This is a genomic window from Microbacterium sp. MYb62, assembly GCF_002979475.1.
Classification (GTDB): Bacteria; Actinomycetota; Actinomycetes; order Actinomycetales; family Microbacteriaceae; genus Microbacterium.
In genome coordinates, this window is the sequence record NZ_PCOY01000001.1 from 68,096 (window position 1) to 86,959 (window position 18,864).

The following is an 18,864-nucleotide window of genomic DNA, read 5'->3' on the forward strand; positions in this document are numbered from 1 at the left end:
GTACGCGTTCCAGCCTAGCGGCCGGCGCCCTCAGGCCGGAGTCGCCGCCGTGTGGGTCTGCGAGTGCCCGAGGTAGATGTCGGCGTTCGCCAGCAGGCCTGCCCGCTCCTCTTCGCTGAGCACGCGACGCACCTTGGCAGGCACCCCCGCGACGAGCGATCCCGCAGGGATCTCGGTACCGCCGAGGACCACCGCGCCGCCCGCGATCAGACAGCCTGCGCCGATCACCGCACCGCTGAGGATCACGGCGCCCATGCCGACGAGCGTGCCGTTCCCGATCGTGCAGCCGTGCACGACCGCGTTATGGCCGATCGAGACCTTCGCACCGACGACCACGGGATGCCCCGAGTCGACGTGGACCGAGACGTTGTCCTGGACATTGGAACCCGGCCCGATGACGATTCCCGCCGAGTCCCCGCGGAGCACCGCGTTATACCAGACGCTCGAACCCGCCGCGAGAGAGACGTCCCCGACGATGCGTGCACCATCGGCGACGAACGCCGTCGCGTCGATCGACGGCGTGCTGTTCGGCAGGGCGAGGACGGAGGCTCCGGCAGCGATGCTCATGAGGCGAGACTACCCTCACTTCCGCGGAAACACGCGGAAGTGAGCCGAGCCTCAGCTTGCTTGCGGAATGTCTGAGCCTGAGTAGCGTTGTCTTCAACAGGTACGAGATTCCGAACCGGAGGAGCACAAAATGAGCAAGGCACAGACCGTTTCCACCACCGCCATCGACCCGACCGTGGCTGCAGGGGCGGCTCAGTTCCTTTCCCCTGTCGTGCTCGGCCTCCAGGCACTCACCGTCAACGGCAAGCAGGCGCACTGGCACGTGCGCGGCGCCAACTTCGTCGGCGTCCATGAGCTGCTCGACACCATCGTCGCCCACGCCGGTGACTTCGCCGACACCGCCGCAGAGCGCATCGTCGCCCTCGGCCTGCCGATCGACGCCCGCGTGAGCGCCGTCGCCGACAAGGCCGGCGCGACGTCGGTCCCGGCCGGCTTCACCCCGTCCGACGACCTGATCCGCGCGGTCATCTCCGACATCGACGCGATCCTCGTCGACGTCAAGGCTGCCGTCGAAGGCCTCGACGAGGTCGACCTGACCAGCCAGGACGTCGCGATCGAGATCCAGCGCGGTCTCGAGAAGGACCGCTGGTTCCTGGTTTCGCACATCGCGGCCTGATCACCGACGCCTGACATAGGACGAAGGGGTGGACCTCGGGGAACCGAGGCCCACCCCTTCGTCGTATGCGGGGCCGGTCACCCGGAGTGCGTGACGTACCCCGCCAGAACAGTCGCCTGGACGACCATCGACCGAAGCTCCTCCCCTGTCGACGTCCGCGGATCGGCCGCACAGAGCACGACGTCCGCGGGCTGTCCCGGCCGCAGGGAAGTGCGGACACTCGCCTCGAGCGCCTGGTCGAGCGTGACCCGCTCCTCCGGATGCCAGGGCGTGCGCTCATCGTCGGTGCGCGACACCGCTGCCGAGATGGCGTGCCACGGGTCGAGCGCCGCGACAGGAGCGTCGGATCCGAAGCGCAGCTGCGCACCGGCGTCACGCAACGAGGCCAGCGGATAGCCGATCGCGGTCTGCTCCGCCCAGTGACGGTCCACCAGGTCGCGGTCGTCGACCGCGTGCTGCGGCTGGACGCTGGCGACGACGCCGAGACGTGCGAAGCGCGCGAGGTCGGTGTGTCGCACGAGCTGCACATGCTCGATCGAACCGACGGCACCGGTCGCGGTGAACGCATCCAGCGCCGAGGTGATCGCCCTGTCGCCGATCGCGTGCACAGCCACAGCCAACCCGGCGCCGGTCGCGCGGGTCAGGAGCTCGACGAGTTCGTCCGACGGCACGGTGAGCATTCCGAAGTTGCCGGGGTCGCCGGGGTAGGCATGCGAGCATGCAGCCGTTCGCGTCCCGAGCGAGCCGTCGGTGATGACCTTCAGCGGCCCGACGTGCACGAGCCCCCGACCAGCCGGCGGGGCGTCGGTGTCTTCACGGAGCTCGCCCGTGCGCAGCCCGGCACCGATGGCGCGGTCGAGGTCGAACGGGTACATCGCGAACTCGACGCGATGAGACGCGAAACCCGCCTGCACGCGCCGCGGCCATGCCTCGGCACTCCACGCCATGTCGAAGTCGACGAGGCCGGTGATGCCTCGCGCCGCCGCCTGCTCGCCCGCGCTCATCATCGCGCGGTCGCCGTGAGCCGCATCGACCGCGTTCAGGCGCCGCGAGATCTCGAAGGCGTCCGTCTCCCGCAACATCCCGTCATCGCTCCGGAACCCCTCACGAGCCAGGGCCGCGGAGTTGAGCCACACGCTGTGGACGTCGGCGTTGATCAGATACGTCGGAACAGTGCCCGTCGCGGCGTCGAGGAGTTCGAGCGCCGGCCGATCAGCCCACAACGCATCGCGGAATCCGGTACCGACGCGGCGGCCGTCCGGCAGCGGGGCGACGTCGCTCATCGTCCTGGCCGCAGCGGCAGCGGAATCGGCTTCTCCCAGCGGCGCCCGCTCCGAGGTGAGCGCCCACTGAACGGTGTGGACGTGGTTGTCCCAGAGACCCGGCACGGCCCAGGCGCCAGCCGCGTCGACGGCTTCGCCCCGCACGGGGAGAGATCCGGTCGGTGCGATGTCGACGATGCGTCCGTCGGCGATGAAGATGTCCACCGGCTCGTCGTCCATCAAGTACTCGCGTCCCGGCCCTGCGACCCGCACGGCCGTGATGGCGTCGATCGCCGTTCCGCGTTCCGTCACTGCTGCTGTCCTCCCCGGCGCGCATCCTGCGCGCGCCGCATCTCCGCGGCGAGAGCCGGGTTCGAGTAGGGTCCTTCGGCCGTGAGAGCGGCGATCACCGTCTCGATCGTCTCCGCAGGCTTGTTCTGACTGAGCTTCCGCTTGGCGACGACGCGCGTCGGAACCAGGCGGAAACCGACCGTTCCCGAAGCGAGTCGCCCGACATACGCGGGATCATTTGGACGCTCCCACATGAGCCGCGGGTCCGGCATCCGCGACTCGAAGTGTGCGACCAGCCGATCCAGCACCGCGAGGTTCTCCTCATCGGTCAGGATCTCGGGCACACCGGCGAGGTGAACGGCGGTGTAGTTCCACGTCGGAACCGACGGAACATCCCCGTACCACCCCGGCGACACGTAGCCGTGGGGCCCTTGGAAGACGACGAGCAGCTCGCGCTCCCCCAGACCGTGGATCAGGTCGTCCGGGCGCCCGACGTGTCCGACGATCGTGAGGTCGTCGCGCGCTTCGTCCAGGAGCACGGCGTAGTGAGAGGCGACGAGACCCTCGTCGCCCGCGCTCACGACCGTCGCCCACGGATTCGCCTCGATCACGCGACGGATCTCCGTCACATCGGCCAACGTGAAGCTGGGATTCTGTCGCATCCGATCAGCCTAGGGCGGTTGCCGGGACCGGGGACGAACTCACGCCTGGCAACGAGGGCACCAGTAGAGCTTGCGCGCACCGATCTCCTCAAGCGCGATCTCCGTGCCGCAGATCCGGCAGGGCAGTCCGGCGCGGTGGTACACCCAGTGCCGGTCGTCCCGGTTGGCCATCGCCGCACGGTAGTCCGCTCCCGTGAGTCCGTCCATCGTCATCATCTGGCCGGTCTCGACGCCGATCGCGAGCAGACGCACCCAGTCGTGCCAGAGGGCGCGCACGACCTCGTCCGGAACGTCCCGCCCCGGGGTGTGCGGGTTCAGTCGCTGCCGGAACAGCATCTCGGCACGGTAGACGTTACCGATGCCGCTCACGACCGACTGGTCCATCAGCAGCAGAGCGATGACCGTCGGCTTCTTCCGCACCGCGCGCACGAAGCGCTCCTCATTCGCGACCGGATCACCCACCAGGGGATCGGGTCCCAGCTTCGCCACCGTCGCGAGCATCTCCTCGGGAGTCTGCAGCACGCAGGCGGTCGGTCCTCGGAGGTCCGCTGCGGTGATGTCGGTCATCAGGCGGAGGCGGACCTGTCCGACGACGGGAGGCGGCCACTCCCCATCGTCAGCGGCCAGCCCCTTCGTCTGCTCCGACATGCGCACGTGCACACGCGTGCGACGAGGCGCTCCGATCGAGGCCAGGGAGTTCTCCCCCGCGTCGTCGAGGATCGGCTCGTCGAGAACGGTGCCGCGCTGATTCGTCTGGCCCATCCGTCCGTTCGCCGCGGCGATGGTCGGGTCGACGATGATCTCGCCCGCGAAGTCCCAGGCCCCGTAGAGACCGAGGTGCACCCTCAGCCAGAGGTCGCCCTCCGTTTCGAGGAACATCTGCTTTCCGACGGCCTGCACGCTCACCGCGGCGCGTCCGTCGAGAACGGAGGCCCCCTCGGCGAAGCGGCCCTGCGGGCTGGAGGCGCTCAGAGTCTTGCCGACGAAGTTACGGTCGAACTGCCGAGCGATCCGGTGGACGGAATGACCCTCGGGCATCTCAGGCTCGCGGGTCCGGAAGCAGGGAGCCGTCGCGTTCGAAGTCGGCGATCTGGCCGATGCGTCGCACATGCCGTTCCTCGCCCGAGAACGGCGTCTCGATGAACCGGTCGATGAACGCGGTCACCTCGTCGTAGGTGTGCTGACGCGCGCCGATCGAGATCACGTTGGCGTCGTTGTGCTCTCTAGCGAGCTCTGCCGTCGACAGGTTCCAGACCAGCGCCGCGCGCACGCCCTCCACCTTGTTCGCGGCGATCTGCTCGCCGTTGCCCGAACCGCCGAAGACGACGCCGAGAGCATCGACGCCCGCGCGCTGATCGGCGATGACCGCCTGCGCCGCGCGGATGCAGAACGCGGGATAGTCGTCGACCGCGTCGTACTCGATCGGCCCGTGGTCCACGACCTCGTGTCCGGCAGCGCGCAAGTGGTCCTGCAACTGGGTGGAGAAGTCGAGTCCCGCGTGGTCGGTGGCGATGTGGATGCGCATGACTCCCATCCTAGAAGCGCCCGCCGGTCACCGAGGGGTCACGGGGCGACACCCGCAGCCGCCGGCTTGAAGCCGGCGCGGATGTTCTCGCAGCACCCGGGACGGCAGACGTCGAATCCACCGGGAAGCGAGGTGACGTGGGCGCGCTCCTCGTTGGGGCGGCCCTGAAGACGCTCCTCGATCAGATCGACGATGCCCGCGACGAACGCCGGCGACACGCCCGGGGTGGGCGTGCGCGTGAAGGAGAGACCTGCCTCTTCCGCTGCTTCGGCAGCCTCGGTGTCGAGGTCCCACAGGACCTCCATGTGGTCGCTCATGAATCCCACCGGGACGACGGCGACGGCCTTGCGACCACGGTCGGGAAGCTCACCGATCACGTCGCACACATCGGGCTCGAGCCACGGCTGCGAGGCGGGGCCGGAACGCGACTGGTACACGAGTTCCCAGGAAACGTCCGCCGCTGCGGGGATGCTCTCGCGCACGCGGTCCATGGTCCACTCGGCGACCGCGAGATGCTGCGCGGCATACGCACCGCCCTCTCCCCACTCGATGTCGCGAGCACCCGAGCGCTCCGCGTCAGCCGTGGGGATGCTGTGGGTCGAGAACAGGATCTGGATGTCGGACGCCGCGATGCCCTGGGCGAGGAAACCCTCGACCGCCTCGCGCACGCCGGTCTCGAACGCCTCGACGAACCCGGGATGGTCGTAGAACGGACGGATCTTGTCGATCGTCACGGTCTCCCCCAACCCGGTCTCCTCCAGGATGCGGGCGAAGTCCTCGCGGTACTGACGGCAGCTGGAGAAGGAGCTGTACGCGCTGGTCGCGAAGGCCAGCAGGGTGTTGTGCCCGTTGGTCGAGGCCTCGGTCACGACCTCTTCCAGGTAGGGGCTCCAGTTGCGGTTGCCCCAATAGACGGGGAGCGTGATCCCCCGCTCAGCGAGGGCGTTCTGCAGCGCGTCCTTGAGCACGCGGTTCTGTCCGTTGATCGGACTCACACCGCCGAAGTGACGGTAGTGGTGTGCGACCTCCTCGAGCCGCTCGTCGGGGATCCCTCGTCCACGTGTCACGTTCCGAAGGAACGGGATCACGTCTTCCTGGCCCTCCGGTCCGCCGAATCCGGCGAGGAGGATCGCGTCGTAGGCGACCGGGGTGGTCACGAAAGGTGCACCACCGGCGGCAGCAGGCGAGGCAAAGGGAACGACATTCGGCTCGATCGCAGTCACCCCTCCATCCTTCCACTTCGGCGGAGCACAGGCGTCCGCTCCCGACCGTTTCTATCCGTCGGTCGTCCTGACCTCTGCACGGGTGGGGCATACGCCGCACTGGCGTAGGCTGTCAGGGTTGCCGTCGGCGCCAACTGCGCCCAGCCCCGGTGACATCCCCTCACCCCTGGGAGTACAGCTGTGCCTGGAGAGAACCTCACCCGTATCGAAGCGCAGGAGCGCCGCGACGTCATCGACACTCAGTCCTACGAAGTCGCCCTCGATCTGACCAAGGGTGCCGAGGTCTTCGGCTCTCGGAGCGTGGTGCGTTTCACCGCGATTCCGGAGGGCGTCACCTTCATCGACCTGATCGCACGCGACGTGCGCGAGATCTCGCTCAACGGCGAGCAGCTCGATCCGAACGACGTCTTCGCCGACTCGCGCATCTCGCTCTCCGGCCTGCAGGCCGAGAACGTGCTGGTCGTCGATGCCGACTGCCTCTACACGAACACGGGCGAGGGCCTGCACCTCTTCGTCGACCCGGTCGACGAAGAGGTCTACGTGTACTCGCAGTTCGAGGTGCCCGATTCGCGCCGAGTGTTCGCGGTCTTCGAGCAGCCCGACCTCAAGGCGACGTTCCAGTTCACGGTGACCGCACCCGCCGCGTGGAAGGTCGTCTCCAACTCCCCCACGCCCGAGCCCATCGTGCACGACGACGACGTCACCGCGACCTGGGGTTTCGACCCCACTCCGCGCATCTCCTCGTACATCACGGCGCTCGTCGCCGGCCCGTACGAGTCGACGTTCTCGGAGCTGACGAGCGCCTCGGGCCGCGTCGTGCCGCTGGGCGTCTACGGCCGCAAGAGCCTGTGGCAGCACCTCGACGCCGACTACATCTTCGACAAGACCCGCGAGGGCTTCGCGTACTTCGAGTCGAAGTTCGGCGTCCCCTACCCGTTCGCCAAGTACGACCAGCTCTTCGTTCCGGAGTTCAACGCCGGCGCGATGGAGAACGCAGGCGCCGTCACGTTCACCGAGACCTACGTGTTCCGCAGCAAGGTGACCGACGCCGTCAAGGAGCGTCGCGTCGTCACGATCCTGCACGAGCTCGCCCACATGTGGTTCGGCGACCTCGTCACCATGAAGTGGTGGAACGACCTGTGGCTCAACGAGTCGTTCGCCGAGTGGGCGTCGACCATCGCCACCGCCGAGGCCACCGAATGGACCGAAGCCTGGACCACGTTCAACGCCATGGAGAAGACCTGGGCGTATCGCCAGGACCAGCTCCCCTCGACTCACCCGATCGTCGCCGAGATCAACGATCTCGAAGACGTGCAGGTGAACTTCGACGGCATCACCTACGCCAAGGGTGGCTCCGTCCTGAAGCAGCTGGCCGCCTGGGTCGGCATCGAGGCCTTCTTCGCCGGTGTCTCGCAGTACTTCCAGAAGCACTCCTGGGGCAACACCGAACTGAGCGACCTGCTTTCGGAGCTCGAGGCGACCAGCGGCCGCGACCTGAGCACCTGGTCGAAGAAGTGGCTCGAGACCGCCGGTGTCAACACGCTCGAGCCCGTCATCACCGAGAGCCACGACGGCACGATCTCCCGTTTCGCGATCACGCAGACCGCGCCGGCGGACTACCCGACGATCCGGCCGCACCGCCTCGGTATCGGCTTCTACACGCTGACGGACGGCTCACTCACGCGCACGCACTACCTCGAGGTCGACGTCGACGGCGACCGCACGGAGGTGCCGGAGCTGCAGGGCCTCGCCCGTCCCGACCTGGTGCTGCTCAACGACAACGACCTCGCCTACGCGAAGATCCGCCTCGATGAGAAGTCGCTCGCCACCGCGATCGCCCATCTGGCGGACATCCATGATCCTCTGGCTCGTTCCCTGGTCTGGGGAGCTGCGTGGGACCAGACCCGCGACGCCGAGACGGCGGCATCCGCCTACCTCGACCTCGTTCTCGGCAACATCGGCCGGGAGACCGAGTCGACCACGGTCCGGACCACGCTCTCGCAGCTGCGGACGGCCGCGAACCTGTACGTCACGCCGGCCGATCGCGAGGCAGCACGCCTCAAGGTGGCGGACGGCCTGTGGAGCCTCGCGGAGTCCGCAGAGCCGGGCAGCGACAGCCAGTTGCAGTTCGTGACGGCCTTCGCCACCGCCCTGGTTACCCCGGAGCACGCCGGCATCGTCGGGCGTCTGCGCTCCGGCGAAGACACGCTCCCCGGCCTCGAGATCGACGCCGACCTGAACTGGCAGCTCCTCGTCGGTCTGGCCACGATCGGTGCGACGGACGCCGCCACCATCGATGCCGCGCTCAACGCCGACAACACCGCCAAGGGCGGCGAGTTCGCCGCACAGGCACGCGCCTCCCTGCCGGATTCCGCCTCGAAGAAGGCCGCGTGGACCTCGCTCATCGAGCGCGATGACGCCCCCAACACGATCGTCCGCTCCGCCGCACTCGGGTTCACCCACCCGGCCGGCGCTGCGGTGCTGGGCGAGTTCGTTCCCGCGTACTTCGACATGCTCCTCCCGATCTGGGAGTCGCGCACCTACCAGATCGCCCAGTACCTGATCGTCGGGCTCTTCCCGACGGCTCTCGCCGACGTCGCACTCCGCGACGCGACCAGGTCGTGGCTCTCCGCCAACCAGGATGCAGCGCCGGCGCTGCGTCGACTCGTCCTGGAGAACCTCGCGGACGTCGAGCGCGCGCTCGCTGCTCAGGCGCGCGACGCCGACGACTGATCCGGAGCACATCCGAAACGGAGACCATCCGCCCCGCCTCCGGCGTGTCCCCTGCGCACACGCCACGGCGGAGGCAGATGGTCTCCGTCTTCACATCCAGCCCGCACAGAGGCCCGATCGCTAGGATCAGGGGTGATGATTCTCCCCTTCTCTGTCACCGACCCGCCCCCGGAAGTGCCTCTCCCCGACTGGGTGAAGACGCTGCTCACCTGGCTCGGCGAGGCCGGCATGAAGGCCCTCGCGGTCGCCATCATCATCGCCAGCTGCGTCGCGATCGGGCTCGTCCTGCGCCTCGTCATCCGACGAGTCGTGCACCGCATCGTCGACAGCGCCAAGAACAAGGCATCGGTCGACGACACCCAGGCGCTCGAGCGATCCCCTCTCGCCGACATGCGGCTGGTGCAACGCACCCGTACGCTCGGCACGATCCTGCAGAACATCGTCAACGTGATGCTGGTGGTCATCGCGATCGTGCTGATCGTCAATGCGATCGACAACAGCCTCCTCGGCTCTCTGACGCTGCTCACGGCCGCTGTCGGCGCCGGGCTCGGTTTCGGCGCGCAGAACATCGTCAAAGACGTCCTCAACGGCATCTTCCTCGTCGCCGAGGACCAGATCGGCATCGGCGATGTGGTCGACCTCGGCCTCGCGAGCGGTGTGGTCGAGTACGTCAGTGTGCGCATCACCCAGGTACGCGACGTCAACGGCACCCTCTGGTACGTGCGCAACGGCGAGGTCACCCGCATCGGCAACATGTCGCAGGGGTGGGCGCGCTCCATCATCGACATCGGCGTGCCACCTGACTCCGACCTCGAACAGGTCGAGCACGTCATGCTCGAGACCGCCCAGGGCCTCGCGAAGGATCCGAAGTGGCGCACCCGCATCATCGAGAAGCCCGAGCTGTGGGGTCTCGAGTCCATCGATGGCGATGCACTGGTGGTGCGCATCGTGGTCAAAGCCCGCGCAAACGCCAAGGACGATGTGGCGCAGGAGCTTCGCCGACGCCTCCGTTCCGCGCTCCTGGAGAAGGAGATCGGCGTTCCCCGGATGGTCGACGTCATGCCGACGGGACTCGACGGCGCCCGCCGCGTGCGCGGTGCGAACCCGCCTAAGACCCGGCCGAACGCCGTGACGGGCGTTCCGGTGATCCCCGATCGCGGAATCTGGCGCCGGAAGAAGCCGACCGATGACGGGAGTCCCCAGAAGTGACGTTCTACGACGAGATCGGCGGACACGAGACCTTCACCAAGATCGTCTCCGTGTTCTACCGTGAGGTGGCGCTCGATCCGGTGATGAAGCCGATGTATCCCGAGGAGGACCTGGGGCCCGCCGAGGACCGGCTCCGGATGTTCCTGGAGCAGTACTGGGGCGGACCGACCACCTATGGCGAGACCCGCGGGCATCCTCGACTCCGCATGCGGCACATGCCCTTCCACATCGATGCGGATGCTCGCGATCGTTGGCTTCGTCACATGAGGACCGCCGTGGACGAGGCGCAGTTGTCCCCCCTGCACGAAACCACGCTGTGGGACTACCTGGAGCGCGCGGCCTATGCCATGGTGAACACATTCGAGCCTTCGGGGATCGGCCTCGCGCCCGGTGCTCGCCCCACGATCGAGACCCGCTCACGTCAGGAATCAACGGAGAACTCATGACGACAACACCCCTGTCCGCAGATGTCCTGGTGATCGGATGGGGGTTGGCCGGCCTGGTCGCCGCCGCGGAGGCGCTCGACGCCGGGCGGCGCGTCGTCGTGGTGGATCAGGAGCCGCGCACGAATCTCGGCGGACAGGCCTGGTGGTCGTTCGGCGGGCTGTTCTTCATCGACTCGCCCGAACAGCGCCGTTTCGGCATCAAGGACTCGCTCGAGCTCGCAACCCAGGACTGGTTCGGCAACGCCGGATTCGATCGTCCGGAAGACGAGTGGCCGCGGCGCTGGGCCGAGGCGTACCTCCAGTTCGCGGCCGGCGAGAAGCGCGCGTGGCTCCGTGAACGCGGCGTCGGCTTCTTCCCCGTCGTGGGCTGGGCGGAACGAGGCGGATACGGGGCGATCGGCCCGGGCAACTCGGTCCCCCGTTTCCACATCACCTGGGGCACCGGCCCCGGCATCGTCGCCCCCTTCGCGGCAGCTGTCGAGCAGGGAGAGCGGGAAGGACGGCTCACGATCCTTCCGCGCCACCGGGTCACGGATTTGGTGGTCGTCGATGGCACGGTCACCGGAGCGCGAGGCGATGTCCTCGCCACGAGCGGATCCGAGCGCGGCGTCCCCTCCTCCCGAGACGTCATCGGCGATTTCGAGATCGCAGCGAAGGCCACCGTCGTCTCCTCCGGAGGAATCGGCGGCAACCATGACCTCGTGCGTGCGGCATGGCCCTCCCGTCTGGGCACCCCGCCGCAGCATATGCTCACCGGGGTCCCTGCCTACGTCGACGGGTCGATGCACGGGGTGAGCGAGGCTGCAGGTGCCCGTCTGATCAACGGGGACCGGATGTGGCACTACGTCGAGGGCATCGCCAACTGGGATCCGGTGTGGCCCTCCCACGGGATCCGCATCCTGCCCGGTCCGTCTTCGCTCTGGCTCGATGCCACGGGCAAGCGACTGCCCGTGCCGCTGTTTCCCGGGTTCGACACACTCGGAACGCTCGAGCACCTCCGCACGACCGGCCACGACCACTCCTGGTTCGTCACGTCACGCCAGATCGTCGAGAAGGAGTTCGCGCTCTCCGGCAGCGAGCAGAACCCCGACCTCACCGGCAAGGATGTGAGCCTCCTGCTGAAGTCCCGCCTCGCCAAGGGACCGACCGGCCCGGTGCAGTCGTTCCTCGACGAGGGCGAGGACTTCATCGTGGAGAACGACCTCGATTCGCTGCTCGAGCAGATGCAGAATCACCCCGGCGGTGAGCTCCTCGACATCGACAACGTCCGGCGCGAGGTGACGGCCCGCGACCGCGAGATCGACAACGACTTCACGAAAGATGCTCAGATCGGGATGCTGCGTTCGATGCGCAACTACCGCGGCGACAAGCTGATCCGGACCGCTGCGCCCCATCGTCTGCAGGATCCTGCGGCCGGGCCGCTCGTCGCCGTCAAGCTGCACGTGCTCACACGGAAGTCGCTCGGCGGGATCAACACCGATCTCGACGGGCGCGCCCTGAACGCGGCCGGTGATGCGATTTCGGGGCTCTACGCCGCAGGCGAGGCGAGCGGCTTCGGCGGGGGCGGCGTTCACGGGTACCGCGCGCTCGAGGGAACCTTCCTCGGCGGCTGCCTCTTCTCCGGCCGAGCAGCAGGACGTGCAGCGGCGGCCGCAGCAGTCTGAGTCCTCCTCCAGCTTTCCCGGCTTCCCCGTTCCGGGCATCCCTCGTCCCTGTTCGGGGTAGCCCGAACAGATGCTCCCGGCCGTCGAGTCCCTCGGTGCGGATCCCTACTGTGGGCTCGTGCGCATCCTCTTCCTTGGCCTGTTGTCGGCAGCGATCGTCGTCGGCGCGGGTCCTTCCGCCTCTGTCGCCACGGCCGCGACCGCGGCTCCGGAGGACAGCGTGCGAGGTTATGTCGACGCGTTCGCCACCCCGGGGGTCGCGGCTGCCGTGATCTCCGACGGCGAGATCGAACTGGTCGTGAGTGGTCGCGACGGTGCCGGCGAGGCGATCACACCCGACACCCGATTCCGGATCGCCTCCCTAAGCAAGTCGATGACGGCGACCGCGATGATGGTCCTCGTGCAGGATGGTGCGCTGCGCCTCGACGACCGTGCGGTCGACCTGCTCCCCGAGTTCACGATGGCGGATCGGCGACATGAGGACGTCACCGTCCGGCAGCTGCTGTCGCACACGTCCGGCCTGTCGCTGCAGGGCAACGACGAGTTCGCCCTCCCCGCTCCGCGGACGACGGACGCGGTCGTCGCCGAGTTGAGGAACCGTGGACTCACGGCTGCTCCCGGTGCGCGCTTCGAATACCACAACACGAACTACTCCCTCGCAGCTCGCATCATCGAAGTGGTCACCGGGCAGTCACTCGACGACTTCCTGCGTGCTCGCCTCTTCACCCCGCTCGGCATGCACGATTCGGGGAGCGTGGACGCCTGCGACCGTCCTGTCGACGAGCTCACGTCCGGCTACTCCGTGGTGCTGGGCGTCGCCTACAGCATGCCGGAGATGCCGGGGCGCTGCGGTGGAAACGGAGGTGTGGTCTCGACGCTCGACGACATGGTGCGATGGCTCCGCTTCAACCAGGGCGAGATCGGCGCGGACGTCTTGAAGCGTGGGCTGCTCGACGAACTCCACGCCGTGCACCCGGGCACCCCTTCGTACGGACTCGGCTGGCAGCGCGTCGCTTCCGGAGGCGGCGGCGCGCTGGGATTCGTCTCACACGGCGGGACGCTGGCCACCTTCACCGGATCCATGGCCTTCTCGCCGGATACGGGCTCCGCCGCAGTGGTGCTGACGAACGGCGTCGGCGCGCCCGGCGAACTGGTGCAGAACCTCATCGCGGAAGCAGACGGGAACCGAGCGATGCCTTACGAGAATCCTTTGAACGTCGTCAACACCATCCTGCTCGGGCTCTCAGCCCTGGCGTCGATCCTGCTCCTGGGAACGGCCGTCGGCGCACCGCGATGGGCGGCCCGTCGACGGGCCGCCCATCGACCGCGCACCGGACTCCGACTGATCCCGCTCACACTCGTGATCGTCGCCGGCATCTTCGTCCCGCTGACACCCGCATTGCTCGGGGGGTCGATCAATTGGCAGTACTGGGTCATCGACCTGTGGCTGTTCCCTCTCCTCGACGTGCTCGGACTGGTGCTCGTGCTCGGCGGGATCAGTGCTCTGGTGAGCAGAGCCGTCGCTCTGCGCGTGGCGCCCACGTCGTTGCGGCGGAGCCCGCGCCCCGCGGACTAGCCTGCGGATCCGGTGTCGCGCACACTCGTGAGGCCCGAAGCCACCGGGCCGCGGGCGAGGACGTGGCCGCGTCGGAATGCCAAGCGCGTCCACCTGCCGGATCGGGACACGGCGACCTGCTCCTCGCCCGAGATGAAGCCCATCGCATCGGCCGCGAAGGCGACGCCCCGCGGAAGGCCGTCGAGATCGTCATCCGGCTCGCCCCAGATCGCGGCACGAAGGGCGCGAACAGCCTCCTCGCCCGAACCGGTGCCCGCCCCGCGCGCGACGGCAGAGATTCCCCACTGCGCACGCTGCGCGATCACCGAAGCCGCCAAGGTCGATACCGGCTCCCACGCGCCGCGGGGCGGTGCCACGCCCGCCCAGGCCGGGGAGAGGCCGGTATCCGGGAGGGTGAGCCGCTGGGGCTCGTCCGTCTGGGAGAGCTGATCGACGACGATGTCACATTCGAGTTCCGGGTCGGCGTGCACGATGCGCATCGCGAGAACCGTCGGCGTCTGATCGAACAGACCGTGCGGGGCGAGGACCGCCGTCGTCAGCGCGAGGACTCCCTGCGCGGCCTGCAGACGCACTCCATCATCGGTGATCCTGGTCGCGCGTCCCATGAATGTGAGAACGTCCTTGGCGGTGTCCGGGTCGGCGAGGAGAAGGTGATGCGGCACGCGTTCTAAACTACCAACGGAGCGGCGCCTCGAGGCGCGGAGAGGAATCCATGAGCGCGGAAGACCACGCCATCCAGACCGTCGAGCGGCTGCTCGAGGTCCTCGATCTCGACTCGACGCAGGCACGGACCACCGAGGACATCTTCACCGGTTCCTCGCATCCGATGCCGACCGGGCGGATCTACGGAGGCCAGGTCCTGGCACAGGCTCTCCTCGCGGCGGAGCGCACTCTGCCCGAGGATCGGGCCGTGCACTCGATGCACGGCTATTTCCTGCGCCCGGGCGATGCGAGCCAGGGCATCACGATCGCGGTCGATCGCATCCACGACGGACGCTCGTTCTCGACACGGCGCGCTCAGGCCTACCAGAACGGTGTGCCGATCTTCTCGATGATCGCCTCGTTCCAGGATGCGGATCCCGGCGTCGAGCATGCGGAGCCCATGCCTGCGGGCATCCCCGCTCCGGAGGATCTCACGCCGGACGAAGACCGGGTGCACGGACTGCCTGGGGGGACGGTCAGGATGCTGAGCGAGCGCGCAGCAGACATCCGGCATGTCGACTCGCCTCTCTACCTGCCGAGCGATGACGCGCGCACACCCCGTCAAGCCGTGTGGATGCGTCTGCGCGCGCCGCTCCCCGACGACCAGCGACTGCACCGCGCAGCACTCGCCTACCTCAGCGACATGACCATCCAGGAGTCGATCCTGCGCGCGCACGGTGTGTACTGGGCGCTTCCCGGCCTCAAGGTCGCGAGCCTCGACCATGCGATGTGGTGGCACCGCCCCGCGCGCGTGGACGAGTGGCTCCTGTACGTGCAGGAGTCTCCGAACGCACGCGGTGGCCGAGGTCTCGCGACAGGACGCATCTACACGCGCGATGGTGCCCTGGTGGCGAGCGTCGCTCAGGAGATCATGATCCGGGTCCCCGAAGCGGAGTCCTGAGCGCGACGCCGAGCGCCCACAGACCGGTCAGCGCGCCGGAAGAGGGTCTTCTCAGCGGTGGGTGTACTCGATCGAGGGCCCGACATACGGCTCCCACACGTCACGCATCTCCTGCGTCAGGCGGGTCGGGCGCCCCGTCTTCGCGTCGACGAGCACGATGATCGCCGTCGACCGCGCGTAGATCTGGCGCGGTTGCGCAGCGGGGTCGTTGTGCACCTCGTAGCAGACCTCGACGCTGGATCCGCCGAGCTTGCCGAACCACATCTGCACTTCGAGCGGATGACGCTGATAGGGCACGGGCGCCAGGTACTCGATCTCCTGACGCGCGATCAGGGTGAGGATTCCCTCGTCGATGCCCGAATCGAGCACTGCCGTCGAGGGTGCCTCCTCACCGGGGCCGGCACGCCAGAACGCCCTGACACGGGCCTCCTCGAGCAGTTTCAGCATCGAGGTGTTGTTGACGTGATTGAACGCATCCAGATCCCCCCAGCGGAGGTGGATCGGGATGTGCAGGCGGGGCCCCGGCGAAGCGGACATCGTCGCCTCAGTCGCGCGTGAGCTTGCGGTGCGTCGAACGGTGCGGCTTCGCGGCATCCGGTCCGAGACGCTCAATCTTGTTCTCCTCGTAGGCTTCGAAGTTGCCCTCGAACCAGTACCACTGGCCGGGCTTCTCGTCGGTGCCCTCGTAGGCGAGGATGTGCGTCGCGATGCGGTCCAGGAACCACCGGTCGTGAGTGATGACGACAGCACAGCCGGGGAACTCGAGCAGGGCGTTCTCGAGCGAGCTCAGGGTTTCGACGTCGAGGTCGTTGGTGGGCTCGTCGAGGAGCAGCAGGTTGCCACCTTCTTTGAGCGTCAGCGCGAGGTTGAGACGGTTGCGCTCACCACCCGAGAGCACTCCGGCCTTCTTCTGCTGGTCCGGACCCTTGAAGCCGAACTTCGAGACGTAGGCGCGCGAGGGGATCTCGGTCTTGCCGACCGTGATGTAGTCGAGCCCATCGGACACGACCTCCCACAGCGTCTTGTTGGGGTCGATGTTGGAGCGCGACTGGTCGACGTAGCTGATCTTGACCGTCTCGCCGATCTTCAGGTCGCCGCCGTCGAGCGGCTCGAGGCCGACGATCGTCTTGAAGAGCGTGGTCTTACCCACACCGTTCGGGCCGATCACGCCGACGATGCCGTTCGGCGGGAGGCTGAAGCTGAGGTCATCGATCAGCACGCGACCATCGAAGCCCTTCTGCAGCTTCTTGGCATCGATGACGATGCCACCCAGGCGCGGCCCCGCGGGGATCTGGATCTCGTCGAAGTCCAGCTTCCTGGTCCGCTCCGCTTCCGAAGCCATCTCCTCGTAGCGAGCGAGACGCGCCTTCGACTTGGTCTGGCGGCCCTTCGCGCTCGAGCGGACCCACTCGAGCTCCTCTTTGAGGCGCTTGGCCAGCTTGGCGTCCTTCTTGCCCTGGACCTCGAGGCGTTCGCCCTTCTTCTCCAGGTAGGTCGAGTAGTTGCCCTCGTAGCCGATGAGACGACCGCGGTCGACTTCAGCGATCCACTCCGCGACGTGGTCGAGGAAGTACCGGTCGTGGGTGATCGCGATCACGGCACCCTTGTACGCCTGCAGGTGCTGCTCGAGCCAGAGCACGCTCTCGGCGTCGAGGTGGTTGGTGGGCTCGTCGAGGAGCAGGAGGTCAGGCTTCTGCAGGAGCAGTTTCGCGAGCGCGACGCGACGCTTCTCACCACCGGAGAGCGGCGCGATCGCGGCGTCGGCCGGGGGCGTCCGCAGAGCGTCCATCGCCTGGTCGAGCTGCGAGTCGAGGTCCCAGCCGTCGGCTGCGTCGATCTCTTCCTGCAGGGTGCCCATCTCGGCGAGCAGGGCGTCGAAGTCCGCGTCGGGCTCGGCCATCAGGAGGGAGATCTCGTTGAAACGGTCGACCTTCGGCTTGATCGCGATGCCGTCCTGGATGTTCTCGATCACCGTCTTCGACTCGTCGAGCTCCGGCTCCTGCATCAGGATGCCGACCGTGTACCCCGGGGAGAGCTTCGCCTCGCCGTTGGAGGGGGTGTCGAGACCCGCCATGATCTTGAGGATCGTCGACTTTCCGGCACCGTTGGGACCGACCATGCCGATCTTGGCACCGGGGAGGAACGCCATGGTCACGTCGTCGAGGATGAGCTTCTCGCCCACTGCCTTGCGCGCACGAACCATCGAGTAGATGTACTCAGCCACCGAAAACCGCTCCTTCTGTTGGCGTCGAAGATCGACACTCCAGCCTACCGGCCCCCTGGCGTGTCACCAGTCGATCGGGCGTGTGGTGCCGACGAGGCAGCGCCCCTCGGCGAGCTGCGGCATCACCGTGGTCACGACCTGGCCGGTCGAGGGACCGACCTGGCCGACGAGGCATTCGTCGGCCCCCCACCGGACCGAGAACTGCAGGCTCTCGGCGGGATTGCCGACGGTCGTCTGATCCTGTGTCACCTGCATCGCGCCACGATCGAACCCTGCACCGATCAGAGCATCGACGTACGCCCGCCCGGACCCTCGTTGGTCTGTCGCCCAGACGCCTTCAGCGGCCGCCGTGAACACAGGCAGGTTCTCTTCGGCGGTGCCATCCGGCTGCAGCACAGGGGCAGCGGGCTCGGTCGATTCCGCATCAGGGGAAGCGGAGACAGACACCGAAGGGGAAGGAGCGGGAGTCGGCGCGCAGCCGGACAGCAGGAGGGCGACGGTGGCCGTGGCCCCGAGGACACCGGCTGCACGCGCCGGCGAGAAGACCGATCGACGAAGCACGTGCCGAGTCTACGTCGACTCCTCTCTCGTCCCGTGTGCACACTCGCGGTGCCGAGCGGATCGCGCAGCGACGCATCAGCTCATCGCCGTGGCCTCTGCACCCGGATCAGCCCACGACACGTCGAGCGAAGCGAGTTCGGAAGGCCCGGATTCTGTATCGGGATAGCCCGAGTCCACCTCCGACTCCGACTCCGACTCGGAAGTGGGCTCGCCGACGGAGCGGGAACGCGCGTCCGTGCCTCCTGTGGAGGCGCGCATCTGCGGCCGATAGGCCGTGGTCCCCCATCGCAGATCGTGACCGATCGCATCCGCCTCGATGTCGACGCTCGTCCCCTGTTTGCCGTTGCTCTCCCAGCTACGGATCTTGAGTCGCCCGGTGACGATCACGCTGTCGCCTGTGCGCAACGACGCTTTCGCGTTCTCGCCGAGCTGACGGAACGCGGCGACCGAGAACCAGTTGGTTCCCGAGTCCGTCCACGATTGGGTCACCGCATCGAAGCGTCGATGAGTACTGGCCAGGCGGAAGTTCGTGACCGGGACACCTCCCCCGGTCTGTCCCTGCGTCGGATCGGTGGCGACTCTCCCCACGATGGTCAAGGTGTCGATCATGTGCTCGTCCTTTCGGTGGCCGGATCTCTTCCGGGTTCCTCCAGGATGAACGGCGACGAAGCTGCCGCAACTGCGAGAACACGCAGCCCGTGG

At 67.7% G+C, this 18,864-nt stretch carries 18 protein-coding genes; 7 read left to right on the plus strand and 11 right to left on the minus strand.

Annotated elements, in window-relative coordinates:
- Positions 1-30 precede the first annotated feature (30 nt).
- Entirely contained in the window at positions 31-567 is a 537-nt protein-coding gene (locus CQ042_RS00340; RefSeq protein ID WP_105668261.1) for a gamma carbonic anhydrase family protein, read from the minus strand.
- Between the two features lie 130 nt (positions 568-697).
- Here CQ042_RS00340 and CQ042_RS00345 point away from each other — a divergent pair, with 130 nt between their 5' ends.
- Positions 698-1,183: a Dps family protein gene (locus CQ042_RS00345; RefSeq protein ID WP_105668262.1), complete on the plus strand. Its 486-nt coding sequence runs from the start codon at positions 698-700 to the stop codon at positions 1,181-1,183.
- Positions 1,184-1,260: 77 nt separating this feature from the next.
- Here CQ042_RS00345 and CQ042_RS00350 read toward each other — a convergent pair whose 3' ends face one another.
- From CQ042_RS00350 to CQ042_RS00370, 5 genes are read right to left on the minus strand one after another with little or no spacing between them, the layout of a single operon-like run.
- Positions 1,261-2,757 carry an amidohydrolase gene (locus tag CQ042_RS00350; protein WP_181157384.1) on the minus strand — a complete coding sequence of 499 codons (1,497 nt, stop codon included), beginning with the start codon at positions 2,755-2,757 and terminating at the stop codon, positions 1,261-1,263.
- Positions 2,754-3,398, minus strand: a complete 645-nt coding sequence (locus CQ042_RS00355; protein WP_105668263.1) for an FMN-binding negative transcriptional regulator — start codon at positions 3,396-3,398, stop codon at positions 2,754-2,756. The genes CQ042_RS00350 and CQ042_RS00355 overlap by 4 nt, the downstream gene beginning before the upstream one ends.
- Before the next feature lie 39 nt (positions 3,399-3,437).
- Positions 3,438-4,436 (minus strand): Fpg/Nei family DNA glycosylase, encoded by a 999-nt coding sequence (locus CQ042_RS00360; RefSeq protein WP_105668264.1) that lies wholly within the window; start codon positions 4,434-4,436, stop codon positions 3,438-3,440.
- Position 4,437: 1 nt separating this feature from the next.
- Entirely contained in the window at positions 4,438-4,923 is a 486-nt protein-coding gene (locus CQ042_RS00365) for a ribose-5-phosphate isomerase (protein ID WP_105668265.1), read from the minus strand.
- Between the two features lie 38 nt (positions 4,924-4,961).
- Entirely contained in the window at positions 4,962-6,146 is a 1,185-nt protein-coding gene (locus CQ042_RS00370; RefSeq protein WP_105668266.1) for a ferrochelatase, read from the minus strand.
- A gap of 180 nt (positions 6,147-6,326) precedes the next feature.
- Here CQ042_RS00370 and pepN point away from each other — a divergent pair, with 180 nt between their 5' ends.
- From pepN to CQ042_RS00395, 5 genes are all read left to right on the plus strand, one after another.
- Positions 6,327-8,879, plus strand: coding sequence for an aminopeptidase N (gene pepN / locus CQ042_RS00375; protein ID WP_105668267.1), 2,553 nt, complete (start codon positions 6,327-6,329; stop codon positions 8,877-8,879).
- 135 nt (positions 8,880-9,014) lie between these two features.
- A complete protein-coding gene (locus CQ042_RS00380; RefSeq protein WP_105668268.1) occupies positions 9,015-10,088 on the plus strand; it encodes a mechanosensitive ion channel family protein in 1,074 nt (357 codons plus the stop codon).
- Entirely contained in the window at positions 10,085-10,534 is a 450-nt protein-coding gene (locus CQ042_RS00385; protein ID WP_105668269.1) for a globin, read from the plus strand. Before CQ042_RS00380 ends, CQ042_RS00385 begins: the two co-directional genes overlap by 4 nt.
- Positions 10,531-12,198 (plus strand): FAD-binding dehydrogenase, encoded by a 1,668-nt coding sequence (locus CQ042_RS00390; RefSeq protein ID WP_105668270.1) that lies wholly within the window; start codon positions 10,531-10,533, stop codon positions 12,196-12,198. The genes CQ042_RS00385 and CQ042_RS00390 overlap by 4 nt, the downstream gene beginning before the upstream one ends.
- Positions 12,199-12,268: 70 nt before the next feature.
- Positions 12,269-13,774, plus strand: coding sequence for a serine hydrolase (locus CQ042_RS00395; protein ID WP_105668271.1), 1,506 nt, complete (start codon positions 12,269-12,271; stop codon positions 13,772-13,774).
- Here the strand turns inward: CQ042_RS00395 and CQ042_RS00400 are convergent.
- Positions 13,771-14,436: a hypothetical protein gene (locus CQ042_RS00400; protein WP_105668272.1), complete on the minus strand. Its 666-nt coding sequence runs from the start codon at positions 14,434-14,436 to the stop codon at positions 13,771-13,773. The genes CQ042_RS00395 and CQ042_RS00400 overlap by 4 nt on opposite strands.
- Positions 14,437-14,486: 50 nt before the next feature.
- Between CQ042_RS00400 and CQ042_RS00405 the strand changes: the two genes are divergently transcribed.
- Positions 14,487-15,377, plus strand: coding sequence for an acyl-CoA thioesterase II (locus tag CQ042_RS00405; protein WP_105668273.1), 891 nt, complete (start codon positions 14,487-14,489; stop codon positions 15,375-15,377).
- Positions 15,378-15,428: 51 nt separating this feature from the next.
- Here the strand turns inward: CQ042_RS00405 and CQ042_RS00410 are convergent, their stop codons facing one another.
- The 4 genes from CQ042_RS00410 to CQ042_RS00425 all read right to left on the minus strand — a co-directional run bounded on the left by CQ042_RS00410 (position 15,429) and on the right by CQ042_RS00425 (position 18,771).
- Positions 15,429-15,914 (minus strand): thioesterase family protein, encoded by a 486-nt coding sequence (locus tag CQ042_RS00410; protein WP_105668274.1) that lies wholly within the window; start codon positions 15,912-15,914, stop codon positions 15,429-15,431.
- Positions 15,915-15,921: 7 nt separating this feature from the next.
- A complete protein-coding gene (gene ettA, locus CQ042_RS00415) occupies positions 15,922-17,601 on the minus strand; it encodes an energy-dependent translational throttle protein EttA (RefSeq protein WP_105668275.1) in 1,680 nt (559 codons plus the stop codon).
- Positions 17,602-17,664: 63 nt separating this feature from the next.
- Positions 17,665-18,162, minus strand: a complete 498-nt coding sequence (locus CQ042_RS00420; RefSeq protein ID WP_105668276.1) for a DUF6993 domain-containing protein — start codon at positions 18,160-18,162, stop codon at positions 17,665-17,667.
- Positions 18,163-18,237: 75 nt separating this feature from the next.
- Positions 18,238-18,771: a single-stranded DNA-binding protein gene (locus CQ042_RS00425; protein ID WP_258131877.1), complete on the minus strand. Its 534-nt coding sequence runs from the start codon at positions 18,769-18,771 to the stop codon at positions 18,238-18,240.
- Between the last annotated feature and the right edge of the window lie 93 nt (positions 18,772-18,864).

Coding starts and splice junctions, on each gene's coding strand:
- CQ042_RS00340 (WP_105668261.1), bottom strand. CDS start 567: ATGAGCATCGCTGCCGGAGCCTCCGTCCTCGCCCTGCCGAACAGCACG.
- CQ042_RS00345 (WP_105668262.1), top strand. CDS start 698: ATGAGCAAGGCACAGACCGTTTCCACCACCGCCATCGACCCGACCGTG.
- CQ042_RS00355 (WP_105668263.1), bottom strand. CDS start 3,398: ATGCGACAGAATCCCAGCTTCACGTTGGCCGATGTGACGGAGATCCGT.
- CQ042_RS00360 (WP_105668264.1), bottom strand. CDS start 4,436: ATGCCCGAGGGTCATTCCGTCCACCGGATCGCTCGGCAGTTCGACCGT.
- CQ042_RS00365 (WP_105668265.1), bottom strand. CDS start 4,923: ATGCGCATCCACATCGCCACCGACCACGCGGGACTCGACTTCTCCACC.
- CQ042_RS00380 (WP_105668268.1), top strand. CDS start 9,015: ATGATTCTCCCCTTCTCTGTCACCGACCCGCCCCCGGAAGTGCCTCTC.
- CQ042_RS00390 (WP_105668270.1), top strand. CDS start 10,531: ATGACGACAACACCCCTGTCCGCAGATGTCCTGGTGATCGGATGGGGG.
- CQ042_RS00395 (WP_105668271.1), top strand. CDS start 12,269: ATGCTCCCGGCCGTCGAGTCCCTCGGTGCGGATCCCTACTGTGGGCTC.
- CQ042_RS00405 (WP_105668273.1), top strand. CDS start 14,487: ATGAGCGCGGAAGACCACGCCATCCAGACCGTCGAGCGGCTGCTCGAG.
- CQ042_RS00410 (WP_105668274.1), bottom strand. CDS start 15,914: ATGTCCGCTTCGCCGGGGCCCCGCCTGCACATCCCGATCCACCTCCGC.
- CQ042_RS00425 (WP_258131877.1), bottom strand. CDS start 18,771: ATGATCGACACCTTGACCATCGTGGGGAGAGTCGCCACCGATCCGACG.